Source organism: Richelia intracellularis HH01 (genome assembly GCF_000350105.1).
GTDB lineage: Bacteria > Cyanobacteriota > Cyanobacteriia > Cyanobacteriales > Nostocaceae > Richelia > Richelia intracellularis.
Window position 1 is genome coordinate 193,678 of the sequence record NZ_CAIY01000027.1, and the last position, 19,404, is coordinate 213,081.

9 protein-coding genes and 1 pseudogene are annotated in these 19,404 nt (G+C 32.3%); 8 read left to right on the top strand and 2 right to left on the bottom strand.

Annotation, left to right across the window (positions count from 1 at the left end):
- Positions 1-2,591: 2,591 nt before the first annotated feature.
- From RINTHH_RS02440 to RINTHH_RS02460, 6 genes are all read left to right on the top strand, one after another.
- On the top strand, positions 2,592-3,812 hold the full coding sequence (locus tag RINTHH_RS02440; protein ID WP_008232492.1) for an ABC exporter membrane fusion protein: 1,221 nt from the start codon (positions 2,592-2,594) through the stop codon (positions 3,810-3,812).
- 62 nt (positions 3,813-3,874) lie between these two features.
- A complete protein-coding gene (gene devC, locus RINTHH_RS02445; RefSeq protein ID WP_008232495.1) occupies positions 3,875-5,053 on the top strand; it encodes an ABC transporter permease DevC in 1,179 nt (392 codons plus the stop codon).
- A 119-nt stretch (positions 5,054-5,172) separates the two neighbouring features.
- The gene (locus RINTHH_RS02450; RefSeq protein WP_008232500.1) at positions 5,173-6,177 is read left to right on the top strand and encodes an NAD-dependent epimerase/dehydratase family protein; all 1,005 of its coding nucleotides are present in this window, start codon (positions 5,173-5,175) and stop codon (positions 6,175-6,177) included.
- Positions 6,178-6,442: 265 nt separating this feature from the next.
- Positions 6,443-6,694: a glycosyltransferase family 2 protein gene (locus RINTHH_RS11150; protein WP_231291145.1), complete on the top strand. Its 252-nt coding sequence runs from the start codon at positions 6,443-6,445 to the stop codon at positions 6,692-6,694.
- Between the two features lie 218 nt (positions 6,695-6,912).
- On the top strand, positions 6,913-7,422 hold the full coding sequence (locus tag RINTHH_RS11155) for a hypothetical protein (RefSeq protein ID WP_231291146.1): 510 nt from the start codon (positions 6,913-6,915) through the stop codon (positions 7,420-7,422).
- A 795-nt stretch (positions 7,423-8,217) separates the two neighbouring features.
- The gene (locus RINTHH_RS02460; RefSeq protein ID WP_008232513.1) at positions 8,218-10,263 is read left to right on the top strand and encodes a serine/threonine-protein kinase; all 2,046 of its coding nucleotides are present in this window, start codon (positions 8,218-8,220) and stop codon (positions 10,261-10,263) included.
- 339 nt (positions 10,264-10,602) lie between these two features.
- Here the strand turns inward: RINTHH_RS02460 and RINTHH_RS02465 are convergent, their stop codons facing one another.
- Positions 10,603-16,074, bottom strand: coding sequence for a translocation/assembly module TamB (locus RINTHH_RS02465; protein WP_008232514.1), 5,472 nt, complete (start codon positions 16,072-16,074; stop codon positions 10,603-10,605).
- A 913-nt stretch (positions 16,075-16,987) separates the two neighbouring features.
- Between RINTHH_RS02465 and RINTHH_RS02470 the strand changes: the two genes are divergently transcribed.
- The gene (locus tag RINTHH_RS02470; protein WP_008232516.1) at positions 16,988-17,392 is read left to right on the top strand and encodes a DUF3110 domain-containing protein; all 405 of its coding nucleotides are present in this window, start codon (positions 16,988-16,990) and stop codon (positions 17,390-17,392) included.
- Positions 17,393-17,968: 576 nt separating this feature from the next.
- Positions 17,969-18,166 carry a hypothetical protein gene (locus tag RINTHH_RS02475; RefSeq protein WP_008232517.1) on the top strand — a complete coding sequence of 66 codons (198 nt, stop codon included), beginning with the start codon at positions 17,969-17,971 and terminating at the stop codon, positions 18,164-18,166.
- Positions 18,167-18,353: 187 nt separating this feature from the next.
- Here RINTHH_RS02475 and RINTHH_RS02480 read toward each other — a convergent pair.
- Positions 18,354-19,175 (bottom strand): annotated as a pseudogene (locus RINTHH_RS02480) (prephenate/arogenate dehydrogenase).
- Between the last annotated feature and the right edge of the window lie 229 nt (positions 19,176-19,404).

Below are 19,404 nucleotides of genomic sequence, written 5' to 3' on the forward strand. Positions count from 1 at the left end.
TTCAAACCTAAGTTGATTAAAAACAAATCTAATTTACTTATATTTATTATAAAATAAGGCAAGATTATAGCCTCAAGACATAAGAATTTTGCGCTAATGACTGCTGAGACTTATAAATGAATGAGATTGATTTAGAATCATAGCTAAAATTGTTATTTTATAACACAGCTAAAATCAAGTAATACTATTCTTATTAAGAATGTAAATATTCACTTTTTCTAAAAAATTAGTCAGATTCTGACAGAGGTAGAATACGAAATTGCATATATTATCACATGCTTCTATAATTTTGCCAGCCTATATAAATACTTGATTAGAGTAAAAATGAGGTCAATTTGAGGAATTTTGTACTTGATATATTTCATCGATGGAAATCAACTCTTAAATGTAGGTTTATAAAACTATATCAGTGATGAGAGACTATAATTAATAATTTGTGCAAACCTAGTAAAAACTATGAAATATTGCATGATAAAGTTTATTTATGAGAACATTTTTTGTATGTTAAATAACAGATTTATCATTCTTTAAGCAGGATACAAATTTGATATTTTTTTTGTAGCAGATTTTTGCTGCAAAAATCTGCTACTAGTTTTTCGTAAACTTTTTTCTGCTTAATCTTTGATTAAGCTTAAGCTAATGATATATGATAATTTTATTTAAGCTTGACAAATTAATAGGGGAATATGCATATTAGTTTGACTATTAATATAGTAGAGTTTCAAAGAAAATGAATTATTATTCAAATAAGTCTATACTGTTATCAGTTGCAAAAAAGCTAGTAATGCTTAATTATCCAGTTATGTTCTGGAACATTATGAAAAATACAATTGTTCTTGGATCTCATAATTATGAGAAGAAATTAAAGAATGTTATAGCTTGTTCTCTTCCCAACATTTTCAACTTATGAGCCAATGAAATATTTACCTCTAAGTTAAAATTCTAATACAGCCTCAAAAATGATTAAATTTCGTAATATTCTCTTCAAAAGAATATTATTTTGAAAATTTCCATATGTTACTAGGGTAAACAGAATTTACCTAACATTTTGATGAGTTATTTAGGATGGAGAGTTAATCTATTTCTTGATATAAAATAGTCAATAAAGAGAAAACATATATGGGATTTTTAATGACTCATCATAGGTATCAAAATATCAGTAATTATTATATAGACTTGTAATTTTAGTCTATAATCGATCATAAATACTTATGAAAGTATTATTAACTTAATAAGATAGAGTAAAATTTATACAATTATTTTAACTTTTTAACTCCTCAGAGTGTTGGGTATATATACATGTTGATATGGGTAAGACTTGTTCTCCTACATTTTAAGACTACTCATACAATATGTATCAGTGTATTATTGACAGAGCAAATATATAATGAATAATTTTCGATTTCAGATTGTTTATTTTTTAATTGCATATAACACTATATTTATCATTCTCAAAAAAGCGTAACATCTGGTTTCAATATCTTGTGATTTTACTGTTTCTTATGACCACTTTACTATTCTCACTTTGTAATATATCCTTCACATATAAGTGTGCTTTGGTTCCTTTAGACATTAAACTTGTTTCAATCAACCTTTCTGCTAACTGTTTGTTTACTGTTGTTTAGTTGGTATTAGTTGATCTCTGAATTACTTTTATCAAAAAAAATTGCGCAATTTTTAAGTTTAATAACTTAAATATACTTACCTAAATCAACCTGATTCATATTTCTCCTCAATAACCTATTATTTAGATTGTCATCTCATTATGTTAATAGTCATAATTTCAAGTCCCTAAGTTCATCTTCACTTTAAGCTGATCTATTTTATTGTTAAAGCCTTATCAATCTTATTATTAGCTGCTCTATGCTTGTTATCTATTTAATTATGATTGATACTAGTTATGCTATTAACAAATATTTTCATATTTTACTATTTAATTTTAAAGGTTAATGCTTTTTTATACCAGTGAAGTACCATTATGCATTTCACTATTATCAATACTCCACTACCTGAATCATTTCAACAAACTATATTTCCTCTTGTAACTGAAGAAACATTCATTGTTGAAAAGATCAATTATATTAGGGTTTAAAGTGATTAAAACAAAGAAATATGGGACTAATAAAGCACCAATATCAAACTGATTTGCTTGTTAAGCTAAAGTATCTTATACCCTTATAAATCATTTAAACATAAGCCTTAGAAAATGAGATTAGTAAAGGTAATAGAATACAAACAAATAAACAAAAATCTAATACAAATTAGACCATAAGCTTTTACCTTGCAAATAATATCATTAGTTCATCAATACTTTATGGTCTGTTTAAATAGAGCTAGATAGCTCTATTTAAACAGACCATAAAACTAGATGATAGATACTTTCTAGCATATATAATAAATACAAAGCAAAAGACAAAATATTATCGCTATTGTCCTAAAAAAAACAGGAAATTTATGACTAAAAAGAAGGTAAATATAAGTTAGATGATTTTATATATTTAATCTGATTTACTTACTAAAGTTTCTCAAAATACATCCCTACTCTATTACTTTATTAAACATAGCAACCATAATAGAATTGGAATCAAAATATGGCAATAGATAGAAAACGACAATTATTTCCATCATCAATTCAATGGCATATTATTGTAGTCACTTCCATTACTGTAATAGTTGGACTAGTTTCTTTTTACAGTTATTCTAAACTCAGATCAAATACTACTAATCGAGCAGTAAAATTCCCGGAGAAAAGTCAGTTACTTAAAAATCAATCTACCAGAGGAGCAAGGGTTGCTATTACTGCTTTGGGAAATCTAGTTCCAGAGGGTGAAATTACTCAACTTTCTGCACCTAGTTCCTTAAGTGGGGTACGGGTAGAAAGATTACTGGTAAATGAAGGAGATAAGGTAAAGGCAGGACAGGTAGTTGCATGGTTGCAAGGATATACTAAAGCTGCTGCTGCATTGCAACAATCAAAAGACAATTTGAAAGTAGCAAAAGCAAAATTACTACAAGTTAAAGCAGGTGCAAAATCAGGAGATATAAATGCCCAACAAACAATTATTGAGCGTTTAAAACAACAATTACAAGGAGAAATTATCACTCAAAACACGATTATTACACGTCTAGAAGCTCAAGTTAAACATGCTAAAACTGAAAATGATAGATATAAAAAGTTATATATAGATGGAGCCATAGCAGCTTCCATTACAGACTCAAAAAAATTGCAACTAGAGACCTTACAACAAAAACTTAAACAGGCTAAAGCAAATCTAGATAATACTTGTAATAGTATTCAAAATCAATTGAAAGAGTCAAAAGCTAGACTTAATAGTATTAAAGAAGTACGGATGGTAGATGTTAATTTAGTAGAAGCTGAACTCAAAAGCGCCATGACTGCAGTGATGCAAGCAACAGCAGAATGGAATTTAACCCATGTAATTTCTCCTATAGATGGAAAGGTTTTAAAAGTTCATGCAAAAACTGGGGAAGTTGTTGCCACATCTGGGATTGTAGAAATTGGCAAAACATCTCAGATGTACGTAATTGCAGAGGTATATCAAACAGATATTGAAAATGTTCGTATTGGACAAAAAGCAATTATTAGTAGTACGGCTTTTAATAGACAGTTACAAGGAACTGTGGAAGATATTGGTTTATTGGTTGATAAGCAAAGTATCTTAAGTATTAATCCTGGGGCAGACACGGATAGGAGAATTATCAAAGTAAAAATACGTATTGATAATCTAGAAGATAGTCAAAAAGTTGCCAGACTAACTAACTTGCAAGTTGATGTAGCTATCAAAATTTAGAATATTCTTCTTACTCCCTATTCCATTTCACATTTTTCAATCAATCCCCAGAGGTTGTAATTATGCTGTTTAAAACTCCCTTGGGATTGTTACAGTTAGCTAGAAACAAAATTCGTTCTTTAGTAGCTGTAGCAGGTATTGGTTTTATTGTAATTTTAATGTTTATGCAACTTGGGTTTCAAGATGCGCTCTATTCCAGTGCTACCCAAGTACACCGAAGCTTAAGGGGAGATTTATTTTTAGTTAGTTCTCAATATAAGTCCTTAACTGCCATTCAAAGTTTTTTTCGTAGTCGTTTATATCAAACACTAGGCTTTGAAGGTGTAGAGTCTGTCTCTCCGATGTATTTAGGATTTGCTAAGTTCAAAAATCCAGAGAATGGAGAGAAATATTCTATTTATGTAATTGGTTTTGAACCAGGTAAGCCGGTAATGAAGTTACCGGATGTTGAAGCTAATACTGATAAATTAAAAGTACCTGATGTAGTTCTGTTCGATAAAAACTCTCGTCCAGAATTTGGTAACGTTGCCAAAAAGTTCGAGGAAGAGAATAGAGAACAAGTCATTGAAATCTTCCCCTTTGATTCTTTACGGGGATATCAAGTTAGAGTGGGTGGCCTATTTAAATTAGGACCATCATTTGGTGTAGATGGCAACCTAATTGTCAGTGATACCACTTTTTTACGTATCTTTCCTAATAGTCGTCCCTCAGAAATTATTGATGTTGGGGTTGTCTGCCTCAAGCCAGACATAAATCCAAAGAAAGTCATAGCCAATTTACAAGCACAATTACCAAAAGATGTAAAAATATTCACTTACAATGACTTTATTAATTTTGAAAGGAAATATTGGGCAACACGAACCCCAATTGGTTTTATTCTTAATTTGATGTTAACTATGGCTTCCATAGTAGGAATTGTCATTGTTTATCAAATTCTCTACAGTAATATTTCTACTCAATTAACTGCCTATGCCACATTAAAAGCCATTGGTTATAAAAATAACTATCTGTTATTGATTGTTTTTCAACAGGCTTTTATATTAGCTGTAATAGCATATCTTCCAGGTTTTATTATTTCTGTATTGCTCTATGATTTTGCTATGGATGCGACTAAGCTACCAATTATAATGAGTTATCAAAATGCAATTTTAGTATTGATATCATCAATATTAATGTGTATGACTTCTGGGGCATTTGCAATTAATAAACTGCGTTCTACAGATCCAGCAGATATCTTTTAGAGCATCATTTTTTGGGGGTTAAATAATACCAGGGATAATTTTACGTCCGTTTTCTATCATAACTACAATAGTTAATCCTATTTCCATTGACAATTCCCCTTTAACCTATTCTAAGAATAATGACTCATAAAAATAGAAATGTACTCATCACAGGTATTGATGAATTTATCGGTTTACGTACTGCAGAAAAAGCAATCACACAAGGAATGAAAGTATGCGGATTGCAAAGTTGTAAAAAACAGAAAAAAAATGTCCAGGATCTAGGTATTGATATCATTGTTGGTGATATTAATGATCCAATGATAGCTCAAAAAGCTTGTCAGGGAGTTGATGTAGTTATACACACCCATGAACTTGCTAAAGAAGGAGGTGAAATAGAAGAATTTCGACAAGTAAATGTCAAAGGTACCATTAATATATCCAAAGCAGCAAAAAAGTCTGGAGTGAAAACTTTTATCCATATTTCTAATGCTTTAGTGTATGGCTTTGATTATCCTCATCTTGCTACAGAGGATAGTAATCTTGTAGGAGAAAATAACCCTTACTGTGAAACTAAAATAGAAGCGGAAAAAGCATTATTAGAGCTGAATTCTCCCCCCAATTTTGGTGTAATCATTATTCGACCAGGAGATGTTTATGGACCAGGTAGTATCCCTTGGGTTGTAAGGCCAGTAATGCTTATGAAGCAGAAACTATTTGCATATGTTAATGATGGCTCTGGAATAATTAACCATTGCTATATTGACAACCTCATTGATGCCATGTTTCTCTCTATAGAGAAGCAGCCATATGGGGAAATATTTAATATTACTGATGGACAAGAAACTTCTTGTAAAACATATTTTAGCTACTTGGCAAAAATGACTAATTTACCTATACCTTTTGCACTACCAAAAGATGAATTAAAGCTATTTTTAAAATTACGTTATCAAGGACAAAAGTTATTCCGTAAGCCTGTAGACATTTTTCCAGAAGCTGTCGATTTTATGTCACGCCCACATGCATATTCTATTGATAAAGCACGAGATATCCTAAACTATGAACCTAGTGTAAATTTAGAACAAGGTTTGGAAATTACTAAACAATGGTTGCAGAAAACAAACTTAAAAGAAATAATTCTATAGACAAATAGTAATTATAGTTTTTATTCTTTGTCTGGTTGCATCTACTATTTTCTAAAAAATAATTAATTCTCATTAACAAGTGTTCCTAAATTTAACTGTAATTTATAAAAAATATGTTAGATAGTATCATAGACAAATAATTTTTCATGCTTTTTTCAAAACATATATCATATTTGATTGAGATAACTCAGTTTGTATCTTTTTATTTCTTCATAATTAAGTAAAATTGAGATAGATATTTTATATATCTGAAAAATAATTTAGAGTGAGTATTGGTTTACCTATATATGATAGTGAAAACTTTATGAAAGAAGCTATAGACTCAATCTTTGTACAAACTTTTACCGATTTTGAACTGATTATTTCTGATAATGCCTCTACTGAGAGTACTGAATCTATTTATCAAGAATATGTAGCAAAATACTCCCGTGTAAGATACTATAAAAATGATATCCTTGGCGGTGCTCCAAATTATCACCGGACTTTTGAATTATCTACTGGTGAGTATTTTAAATAGGCAGCCCATGATGATGTGATTGCTCCAGATTTTATTAGTAAATGTGTTGCAATATTAGAAATCCTGACACAGTTTTATATCATTCTCTTATTTCTTGCATTGATGAAAGTAGTAATTTTATTAGAAATAATAATGTCCATCTCCATAAGTATTTATCAAAAATAAATGTGAGATTCCACGAGTTATTAGCTAAAAATCTGTGCTATCCAATTTTTGGATTGATTCATTCTAGTACTTTGAAAAGTATAACTCTTCAAGGTATTTATAGAACTGCAGATGCTATTTTCTTATTAAGACTAGCAATGTTAGGAAAGTTTTATGAAATACCTGAATATCTTTTCTTTTTATGCAGTCATCTAAAACAATCATTAAGCATTTTATTTCCAGACCATATGTCATTTATTGATAATAATCATAAATATATATTAGGTCTATTACCTGATCTATATGGTTATGAAAAATGGTTCGATTCATCCAATAATGAAAGCAAATTATTATTTCAGTATTGGCGTGTGTTTTGGGAATATTTACGTTCTGCATGGCTAGTGACAATGATTTGCTATGAGTGCTTCTGTTATCATATAAGTCTTATTAAACAATTTAAGGGTATACAACCACTCCTATTTAAGGATTTCATCGCTGCTAAAATATTATGGGGAAAATTTACAAAATATAAAACTGCTGATACACTTGCTATAATAGTAAATATAATTCAATATCCCAAATAAGAAGTATGTATTTGTTTATATCCTAGGAGAATGGATCTATTTTAGAAGCTTAAAGCCTTCGCAGGGGTATTTCTAACGGAACTATAAGTCATTCACTTTAAATGCCTATTTCCTAGCTTAAAATATGGAAAATATACCGTTACCATTATTCATAAAAAATGTGTAAAGTAAAATAAATTGATATACTTTGATATTGCTAGAAGAAGATTTAGAATCTCTAATAATTATAAAGCCTCAATTAAAATAGGTATATACTTATTACATTGATGCTGATTTTACTCTTAATGGAAATAACAACATTAATATTTATATAAAATATAACTAGATTGAAATTGAATTATTGAGTGAGTTTGGTCAGCCTATGGGAAATACTACTGTTATGCGTAAATATTTTTATTTCATAGCTGTTCTTATTTTTCTATTGCTTAGATATAGTAAAATGCAAAATTTGATACAAATATCATGAATAATTGATGATTATAATTACAATTATTGTTTTTATTTTAAATAAACTAAGCTAAATGCAATAAGATATACAAACAAACCAGTCAATGTAATATATGGCTAAGATCTATTATAGACAATAATCATAAGTACCGATGAAAAATATTTTTTCCCTTTCACATATAGGCTCTAGCAATTTCTGGCATATGAACCCTACTAATTGCTAGGAACAAAGGTAAAATCATAATCTTCAAGAGTTTTTTTGTATATTAGTTTAATAGTTGATTATATTTCAGTTTAAAACCTGGGCAAAATTAGCATAATTTGTGATGCGGTTACGTCCTTTAACTCATGATCTGCTGCCTTAATCCTGATTGCCCTAATCCTCTTAACCCTGATAAAAGAAAGCTTTGTCAAACCTGTGGCACTCCTCTGGTGTTACTACTACGAAACCGTTTTCGTGTGATTAGGGTGCTTTCTGATGAGGGAGGATTTGGTAGAACTTACTTAGCAGAGGATATTGACAAGCTAAATGAAAACTGTGTTGTCAAACAATTAGCACCCAAATTCCAAGGTACTTGGGCAATTTCCAAGGCTATGGAGCTTTTTCAAAAAGAAGCACGACAACTCAAACAGCTTGGAGAGCATTCTCAAATTCCTACTTTATTAGCTTACTTCGAACAAGACAACTATATGTTCTTGGTACAGCAATTTATCGATGGTCATAACTTATTAAAAGAATTACAGTGGAAAGTATCTTATACATCAGAAGATATTAAAGATATTTTATTGAGTTTATTACCTGTACTCAAGTTTATTCATGATCATGGAGTCATACATCGTGATATAAAACCCCAAAATATTATACGTCGTCAAAGTGATGGACGATTATGTTTAATTGACTTTGGTTCTTCCAAGCAATTGACAGCCAGAGTACAGATGAGAACGGGTACTTCTATTGGTTCTCATGGTTATTCACCCTTAGAACAAATTAGAGATGGTGCAGCTTATCCCGCTAGTGATTTGTTTAGTTTAGGGGCTACTTGTTTCCATTTATTGGCTGAAACTTCTCCATTCCAACTATGGATGGAACATGGTTACAGTTGGGTAAAAAATTGGTGTAAGTACTTACGCACTCCTATCGATAGAAATCTAGCTAAAACATTAGATAGACTTCTGCAAAAAGATATAAAGTATCGGTATCAATCAGCAAATGAAGTCCTCCTAGAACTAATAGCTAATATGGAAGTAACTCCTGCTTTTATAACAGAAGAAACTGTAGCAGGTACCCTCCCCAAATTACCAAGTCAATTACCAATTACTCCTAAAAAGTATTTCAAATTAATTAATATATTAGTTGTAATTTTTACAGTGTCTATGTTAGGTCTGGGTGAGTTTTGGTATAAACAGTATATTCATATAGAAAGTAGTATTTATACTAATAGTAATAAGCAAAACCACCAAAAGGTTAATAGTCCTCATGCCTCAACTACAGCTTCTGCAAATTCCTGGAAAAGTTTTTCTTTAGCTAATACATTGGAAGATAAAAATCAACCTATAGCTTGCTTTGCATTTAGTCCAGACGGTACTACTATTGCCAGTGCAAGTAATCAGGCCATTAAATTGTGGAGTGGTAAAACTGGACAGGAAATATCTATTTTAGAGGGACACTCTGAGCTGGTTAATACCTTAGCTATCAGCCCTGATGGGAAAACCCTTGTCAGTGGAAGTGACGATAGTACTATTAAGTTATGGAACTTAGCAACAGGTCAGGAAGTTAGGACTTTTTCCGGGCATAAGAGTGGAGTAAATGTTCTGGCTTTCAGTAATGATGGACATATCTTAGCAGACGGGAGTACAGGCGGAACAATAAGACTATGGAACTTATTGACTAGGAAGGAAATGCTTGCGATTACCAAGCACAAGGGAAAAATAACTAGTTTGATTATTGCCCCTGATAATAAAATCTTGATTAGTGGGAGTGATAACAGTACCATACAACTATGGTATTTGGTTTCTGGTAAAAAAATTCTAACTCTCCAAGGACATTTGGGAGAAATTACCAGCTTAGCTATTACTCCCGATGGCAAGACACTTATTAGTGGGAGTAATGACAAAACGATTAAACTGTGGAATTTGAAATCTGGCAAACAAGTTTCCACATTTAGGGGTCATGTGGGGAAAGTAAATGCTCTGGTAGTCGCACCTAGTGGCAAAATCCTAGCTAGTGGTGGTGATGATAACGCTATTAAACTATGGGAACTCGAATCTGGTAGGCAAATTACTACTCTTAAAGGACATGAGCAAGGAATAAAGGTAGTTGCTTTCAGTCAGGATGGTAAAACTCTAATGAGTGGTTCAAAAAAAATGATGAAAATTTGGGAGATTAATCGTTAGATTTTTTAGGATGATTACTCGTTACGCTTATCAGCGTAACCATAGATAATTCCAACTATATTTTTTTGAAATACCCTAGAACGGTGCAATTTTTCAAGAATGGTTTTTCGCATTATAGATGATAATGGCGGTTATAAAAATAACATTCGATTAGTAGTTAACATTTACTATGATAGAAAATCATTTCATATGGAAAAGGTTAGTTATTTTATCTGGCAATTACAATATATATCCCAATGAATCAATCAAGTTACATTAGTCTAACTCATCAATATTATATATTGACTAAACATTGCAATTACTGCAATATATAGAAGCCTAAAATGACTAATATACCTACTAAAACCGCTTTTTAAACTCCAAAGTAGCCCGGCTATCATCATAAAAGTTGGTTGAACCACGAAGACGAAATTCCCCGTCCATCCTATAGTTTAAACCTAACTGAATCGGGTCATCAGTAGTTAATATTTTAATTCCAGAAGCAGAAATTCTAGGAGTAATATCAATACCAGTCTCAGTCGCCAATTCCAGCTTAGAATTACTTCTACCAGCTTTAGGGTTTTTGTAAATAATAGTCGGAAATATTCGTAACTCACTCAAACCAAAACTATTACCAATTTGATTAAAAGATTGTTGAAAATTATTCAGCACTGCGGAGCCAGCAATATTCATCAAAGCTAAAGTACTACCACCATTTTGGTGTTTTTGACCAAATCCACCCCCTAATAGTGCAATGATCTCTGTTTCGGTTCGGGCTGGGGCACTTCTAAGCACTAAATTATCATTTAATTGACTTGCTAGCCCTTGTACACTTGCTTCCACACGTACATTTTCTAAGGCTGCTAAACCATTATTATTAGGTTTATTAAAATCTGTACTTTGAATTACATCCAAAACTTTGGCAAATAAAACAATATCCAAATATGGATCTAGTCCTTTATCTTTAGTAAAGACAGCTTTGTGGTTATGGCCACGAGCCAAACTCAACTGGGTTGTAAATAAATTTACATTACCTTCTTTTAACCCTATTATTCCATCTGGTGAGGGATTATCCAGAGAACCATTAACATTTAATGTACCTGTAGCTAGGAACTGGAAAATAGGAGGGCTAGAAATTTCTATGTTTTTCCCTAAATTCAATTGTAAATCTAGAAATTTAATACTTGCAAAATCATACTCCAAATTACTCTGACTTGAGTTTTCGATTCGTTTTATCTGTTTGGGTTTTGGAGAAAAACTCTGGCTAGAAATATTATTGTCTGGTATCTGGATAGAAATATTATTGTCTGGTAGGATTACGCGACCTTCACTTAGGTTTACATTACCACTAATATTGGGATTTAAGAATGCTCCAATAACTTCTAACCTTCCGCTAGCATTTCCTTGATATAGGCCCTTAAGATTTAATAATAACTTATCAAAATAAACTGTTAATGGATTATCTATTTGTGTGTTATGGTTACTAGCGATCGGAATTTCTCCATGAGCTTTTACTTTACCAAGACTATAGTTACCTTGGATATTTTTAACAATGATGCGATCAAAATCAAAGTTAATTTCCCCTGTAACTTGTGTCAATTGTCCTGGTAACATTCGGGTTGAAAAGATAGCATCATTTAATCTGGCAATACCATTTAATTGAGGGGATCTCCAAGTGCCATCAACCTTAATGTCTATTTCCCCTTCACCTTTTTGGAAAGCCAATTCATCGGTAAACAAGTTTAATACAGCTAGACCTTCATTTTCAACTTGTATATGTAATTCAATTTTATTGCTTTCTGGGGTGACAGTAGCAAAAGGCAAACTGTAGGGAACACTACCATTAATATTTACTGATTCTAGGTTAATAATTTTCAACTCACTACCAAAATACAAACGCCCATTTGTATAACTAAAGCTAGAATCTGCTAAATTCAAAGGTTTCTGATTAATAGCCCCATTTATAATACTAGCCCTACCAATAGCATGGGGATTATTAATACTACCGGACAATGCTGCTGTAGCGTTTAGATTACCGGTAATATTTACTGGTAACTTGATGTACTTGTTTAATAAATCGAGGGGAAAATTTTCTATCTCCAGCTTACCATGTTGGTCCTGACTGCCAATATTACCTGAAAACGCAATAAGTCTGTTTTTGGATTGAATTCGCAATGGCAGTAGTCTTAAGGATGCATTTTGAAAACTACCTTCGGCAATTATACTATCAGCATTATACAAATAGTTTAATTCCTGATTTTTCCATACCCAATTTTCACCATTAAGTTTGAAATTAACATTCGTACTTTTAGTTGTATCCAAGATAATTTCACCATTTATAATGCCTTTTAAATCAGACAATTGTGGAACTATCCCTGATTCTTGACGTTGTTGCTGTTCTAAAAGTGCTTGTATTTCGTAAAAACGTTGAATTTGTAGTAGCAAATTTAACTGGTGCTTACCTGCAGCCTTGGTTTTTAAATCATTGGACTTACCATAGGTTTGTGTGGCTTTTCTTCCTTGTATATCTTGAATTTCAAATATTTGTAAAGCGGTGATAATATCTTGAACTAGTCCCTGTTTTATATTTATATTTGCCTGGATTTTGGGTGATTTTGCATCTGTGATAATATTACCTGCAAATGTATATCTACTATCACCTTTGATAAGTTCACTCCTAGCCAGTTTAATTGTACTATTTGCATAATTAAACTTTGCTTGTAGGTGTTCACCTGTGATTCTTCCAATTTTTGGGTTGGTTATTGCTAATTCTCCAGAAGTTGCTAATGTCTGCTGATTAATTAGCAAATATCCACTCAATTCACCCTCAATTACTCCTGTGCCGATAGGTGTTTGAGATGGCAGTTGTACACCTAATGTTTTTAGTGGTAGTTTTTCTATATTAATAGATAACTTATTCCCCTGAGTTTTCCCAGTGCCTGATGCTTGATTACCCTTAACTGAAAATAATTCTGGATAACCTTCTTCATTAAAGCTTAGATCAATTTTATCTCTTATACCATTTACATCTAAATTTAAACCACCATCTAGTTTTGTTTGTAGAGTTCCCATTAATTTAGATTCAAAGGCAAACTGATTTACCACAAAGTTATTTAGTTCTATCTGCCCTTGAATGTTTAACTTATCAGGTGTGCCTGTAATTTTACCACGAAAGTCAGTTTTTCCTTCTACAGGTATTGTTGCAGGTAGATTCAATAAGAGTTGGTCCAAGTTGTAATTTTTTAGGCTTATATTTAAGCTCAAATTGTTAATTTCTGGTAATTTTCCATCCTCAATCTTGGTATTTAGATAACCATTAACTTGTAAACCTGGGCTGGTAGATTTTTCCACAACCAGTTTGTTACCCATCCACCGCACCACTCCAGATAATGGATTTTTGAATAATCCAACTCCTTGGGATAGATTTACTTCCCCCACAGCACGTACATTTGCCAAACTGAATTTATCCACTATACCTGTAACTTGAAACTTGCCATCCATCTCACCCCGCATTTGCTCATTAAATTCTTCAGCAGATATACCAGTAGCCGTCACTGCAGCTTTATAACGCCCGTTATTTAATTGAATGTTTTGAGCAATGACTATTCCGCTGGCCAGATTGAGCCTTCCCTCCCCACTAGCTTGAGTATCTATAAATTTAAAGGGAGCTAAAGAGCCAGCAATACTTAATTTGCCAAGTATCCTACCCCAAAATTGCTTTGGCACTTCTTCTACCAGTTCTTGCAATGGGACATGGTCAAATTGGAGTTGTGCTTTATACAGCCCAGATATTAGTTGGATATTATTAACTGCAATAGTACCACCATCAATACTTAACTTGGCATTACCCATTAATTGGAGAGTTTTCGGACTAAGATTATTTATATCTCCTGCTATTTTAAATATTCCATTCAAGGGATTTGCTAGGATTGAGTGGGATCCTTTAATAACTTGGCCCAGCTTAACTCTGGTAGCTATTACTTGAGCTACAACATTTTTCTTATTCAGACGAATATTCGATATGGCTAATGTACCACCACCAATTTTTATCTCTCCTCGTTGTGTATCTATCTTATCGATTGTAAATGGTGCAGAACTACCAGAGAGAACAAAACGGCCATTAACATCTACCCCATTCAAAGAAATATTCGGTAGTTGTTCCTTATTAATAAAAGGTTCTATATGAACATCAGCAGCCTGTAATATAGTATGCCAGTTTTGATTATCCCAAGTACCAGTAGCTACAACTGTGCCATCCCCCACTTCTAATTCCACATTTTGGAAACGAATGGTTTTGTCTGGATAAATAATAGTTTCCCCTTTTGCAGGGTAGGTTGCTTGCGGTGCTTGCCATTCAAGAAAGGTTTGAAAATTTTTAGGGGTACCAGTTAGTAATGCAGTGGCATTAAATTTACTAATTTTTAATGGGAGTTTGAGATTATAAACTTGAGTTAAACTATCTCCAGGAAATTTGTTTGCAACTAAGCGGAAATTGAAACTCGGAGAGTCATCCAACTTCATAATGCCATCGCCTGTTATCTTTCCTCCTAACTTTGTTTTCCCTTGAAGATTCCAAATTGAAATTAAACCACTGCTGGTAAAAAATTTAAACTTACTTTGGATATCTTGAAAATTAACTTTATCAATATAAGTTGGTATGATGGTGGCTACTGTACCGGAAATAACTGGTTGAGTTATTGCACCCCCAACTTTAATATCTGCTTTTACCTTTCCATTTACATATACAGGAACCTCAAATTGTAAGGATTCTAAAGCTTTGGATAATTCTACACTCCTAACCTTTCCTACCAACTGATAACCATCTTGTCTATGAATGATCCCATGTGCAGCCAAGGGAATATTGCCGTAATTCGTAGTGATGTTTTCTAACTTTATTGTCATTCCTTGGAAACTAATATTACCTTGGGATTGTCTGAAAGTTTCTGGTGCTTGAGGAAACTTTATCTGCATACCTTCCACAGCAACTTTCCCAAACATTAGTGCTTCTTGCTTATGTGTTAACTTAATTTTTACATTTCCTCTAGCTCGTCCTCCCTGTAGCTCAATAGGTAATGGTAGGACTTTTGAAACTTCGGGAATAAATATATCCTTTACTTGTATCTGCAAGTTTCCAGATGAAGTTTCGGGATGAACTGAACCTCGGAAATCTATATTACCCCCACTACCAACATTTCCTCCCACTTGAAAAATAATTAATTGGTTATTATCTTGCAATTGAGCCAGACCATTGAGTTGGGACAATGAAACAGGATTTGCGATCAAAGCCTTCTTATCAGATTTGTTGGCTTGGTAGGGTATTAAGATTAATTTTCCATTAGTAATTCGTAGCTTATCTAAGTCTATTTTGATTAATCCAAATCTACTGGAAGTAGCTAAAGTGTTACTAAGCCAAGTTTCTTGAGAATCTTGTTGAATATAAACATCTGGGTTGACTAAATTTATATCTAGATTTAGTTGATGTTGGAAAAGCAATTGCCACAAATTAAAACTGATTTCTAACCCGTCCATAATGATCCTATTCTTATTTGTAGGTATAGCAGGGATCTCAGAAGGGGCAAATTTTACCCCTAATAGGGAAAGTCTTTCTACCTTCCCTAATTTGAATGGGCGATTCAGTGACTTAGTCAAGTTTTCCTCTACCAGAGGAACTAAATCTTTTTGAATAAATGTCCATAACCGCCAAGTACCAACGGTCAATCCAAGAGAGAGCATAATACCCAAAGCAATTCCACTATGTCTGAGTGAAAAAAACCATAATGGTTTGCGATTATTGGGGTATGACTTCATATCTTGGTGGGGAGATTTATTCATTGAATTTGACTTGATGTTGTTATTACAAGGAGGAATTATAGCAGGAGGTAGGAGTTACAGGGTATCAGATAAAAGCTGATTATGTTTTGGATATTGATTATAAATTTATCCTTACTTTTAAGTACATCCTTATAGTAAAAATAGACATTTACATAGAGTAATTCAATATAGCTATAAACTTATTAAGTAAGAGCTATCAAATTGGTAAAACTCAATAACCATACTTTTATAAATATGGTACGATACTGTCTTGAATCAAGAATGTAAATTATCTTTTGCTAGCAGTTATTTCTAAATAATTTCATACGCCTTTAAGACAATAAAAATCGGCGAGAATTATAGTGGATTAAGTATTTGCTAAACATCCTTTATTTTAAATAAAATAATAATATTCTGGTTTCAAACTTCAGCTATTCATGAGTAGAGTTCAAGTAACCTCGAAATTCAGATTTAATCCTTATTTTAATATTTGTTGTTTAATATGTGACTTAGAATATTATATATCATTACTGTGGACTAATAATTTAACTTAATGCATTCACTCAAAATTTGATTTTCTCTATTTTGAAAACTTAAATTAGATGATTTTTAGATTTAAATGTCCAATTTGTCTACTATCCACTCTGCAATCCATGCTGCACATATAACCTGGTTCTAAGAAAATTACAAATACAACCAGAGTAATAGCAATCTTAAGAAATAGAAATATATGTATTCCTAAGAGACTAAAGGATAATCTAATTGAGGCAAAAATATAAAATTATCTGTTAATACGGCTTCACTCACTTAAGTAAATAGTTACTGAAAGAAAATTTCATATTTAAATAATAATTTTCTTATTACTGATATTCTTAACTTAATTTCCGCCTTTAATATTAATAGATCCAAAAATCAAGAACGGACGACTACACCTATGCGCATTTTTGTATTATTGTTTAATGCTGGCACTGATAATGAAGGAGTTCATACAATTCAAGAAGATGATCGCAATAAAATTCTCATGTTTGAATCTAAAGATGATGCTACCCGGTTTGCCCTACAATTAGAAGCTCAAGATTTTCCAACTGCATCGGTAGAGGAAATTGATGCTGAAGAAATCAAGGAATTTTGTCAAAGTGCTGGTTATGAATGGGAACTAATTATTGAAAATGAAGCTTTAGTAATTCCCCCAGAAAGAAATGTGGAAGAAACTAATTGGCAAGAAGATAGAGGTAAAAAAGAAAATGATCTTGATTCAGCAACTAGCCATAAAGCGGAGGAAGAAATTTCAGGTACAGAGTTAGACAATATTCGTCGTCAACTGGAAGGACTACTATAATTAGTACTTTAACGACTTTCCATATGACGTAATAACGTAATGTGTAAGCTTGAGAATAGTTAATTGCAAAGGTGAAAATAAAGTCAGTTATAGATTTATATCATTGTTGATATATAATCAGCCATATGAGAAGATATAACTCATTTGGCTCTGACCTATTGTAATTAAGAAAAATAAAATAAGATTTCAGAGCCAATGGATAAACTTGCAAGGGTGTGGACATCTATAATAACGGAGCAAGTTAACCTCAATAGTCTATACTTTGACAGACTTTCTTCACTAGAACTGATTAAATAATTTTATCACGACTATAAAAGGCGACAGAGATGATGGCCAGTTTGAGTTAGTAGTTAGAACAGGCAATCTATATGACCTTTAATTGCTTGCGTCAGGAAGATATTTATTTTATATAAGTACGGGAATTTACGGTATGCTAGACGTGCCAGATATTCCAAGTTACTTGCCAAACTTCTGATTTTTCCCAGGTTGGGTACATAATATCTATTAATAATGTTACTAGAGCTTTAATAGGCAGTTCAGAGAGTTTAGAAGATTGTGATTAAGATGGAGCTAATTATGATTATCAAATGTCAAACTGGCAATTTGCATATGATAGTAGGAATTATAGCTATAGGCCAATCACACCTTTTCTATGCAGTGCTTTGCAAGCCACTTGTTAAAATTTTGCAGGAAATATTGCACATTGCAATCGCCTGTGTGTCTTACTCTCAAGTAATTCCTGATATTGATATTCACTTATTCACTGGAGCATAAATAACCGCTGGATATACATTATTTTAATACTAGTACAACAACAAAACTTGCCTTGAAAATCTGGCTGATATGTATAGCATGCTTAGATAAAGTACATGGCAATTATATAAAAGAAAAGAATTATTTAGATAACACTACTAACTTCCAGTATGCTACTCCCACTTTATGATTATTCCACAAAACCTGGTCACCATTGTTGTGTTGCAGTCAATTTAATATCTAAACTTTGCCAGTATTCTTTTTCAAGAATATCAATTACCTCATCAATTTGCTGTCGGTACTTTTTTAGTACTATCAACAAGGCTTGGCGATTATATTTTGCCATCATTACCCCTAAATTTGGATTACCACTACCTACGCAACTTGTGTCACGAAAGCCTTAACTAGCAAGGTGTTGAGCTAGCTCTAAAACTTTGCTATCACTTTCCTCCATACAGGCTGTAATCAAGGAAGCACTAACCATAACTGGTAAATGAGAAATCCAACTCACCGCTAAATCATGACTTTCCGGAGAGGAATAATATAATTTTGCTCCTAATTAGCCTACTAATTCTGACATTACTTCAACTACTGACCATGGGGTTGTGTCTGCCAGTATCAATACATAGGGTTTATCAAAAAATAAACTACTTTGTGCAGCCTTAATACCACTATCTGACTTTCCAGCCATTGGATGTCCACCAATAAAGTTTTGCCAATGGGGAGTTATGGCCCTGACTATAGGGTTTTTTACCGAGCCGATATCTATGATAATACAACTTGTAGATATATGTACGGTTAATTCCAAGAACTTTGGCATAATTAAATCCATAGGTGTACAAATAAATATAATATCTGCATGTGTCATCAGATTAGTATCTATCCCTGCTACATCCACACAACCCATATTGATAGCTGTTTTGCAGGTAGATGAACGATGACTAACTCCCAAAACATAATGTCCTTGTGAGCGTAAATCAAATCCTAAAGAACCACCGATAATTCCTAATCTAAGAATGCCGATATTCATAGGTATAATAGTCTAGATTAATTTAGACTCAAAAATTATAAAATGCCATCATGGGTAGAAACTTAATTGATGTTGGAGTAAAAATTAAATCAATAAAATTATTAAGCTGATTTAAGTACTTTCTATCCTGCAGATCTTAGTTTTTTAGTATAATTTTTTCTTTTGTGGCATCTTAATTATGACTATATTGGCAAGTGGTAAACTATTGCACATATGCCCATGTAATCCT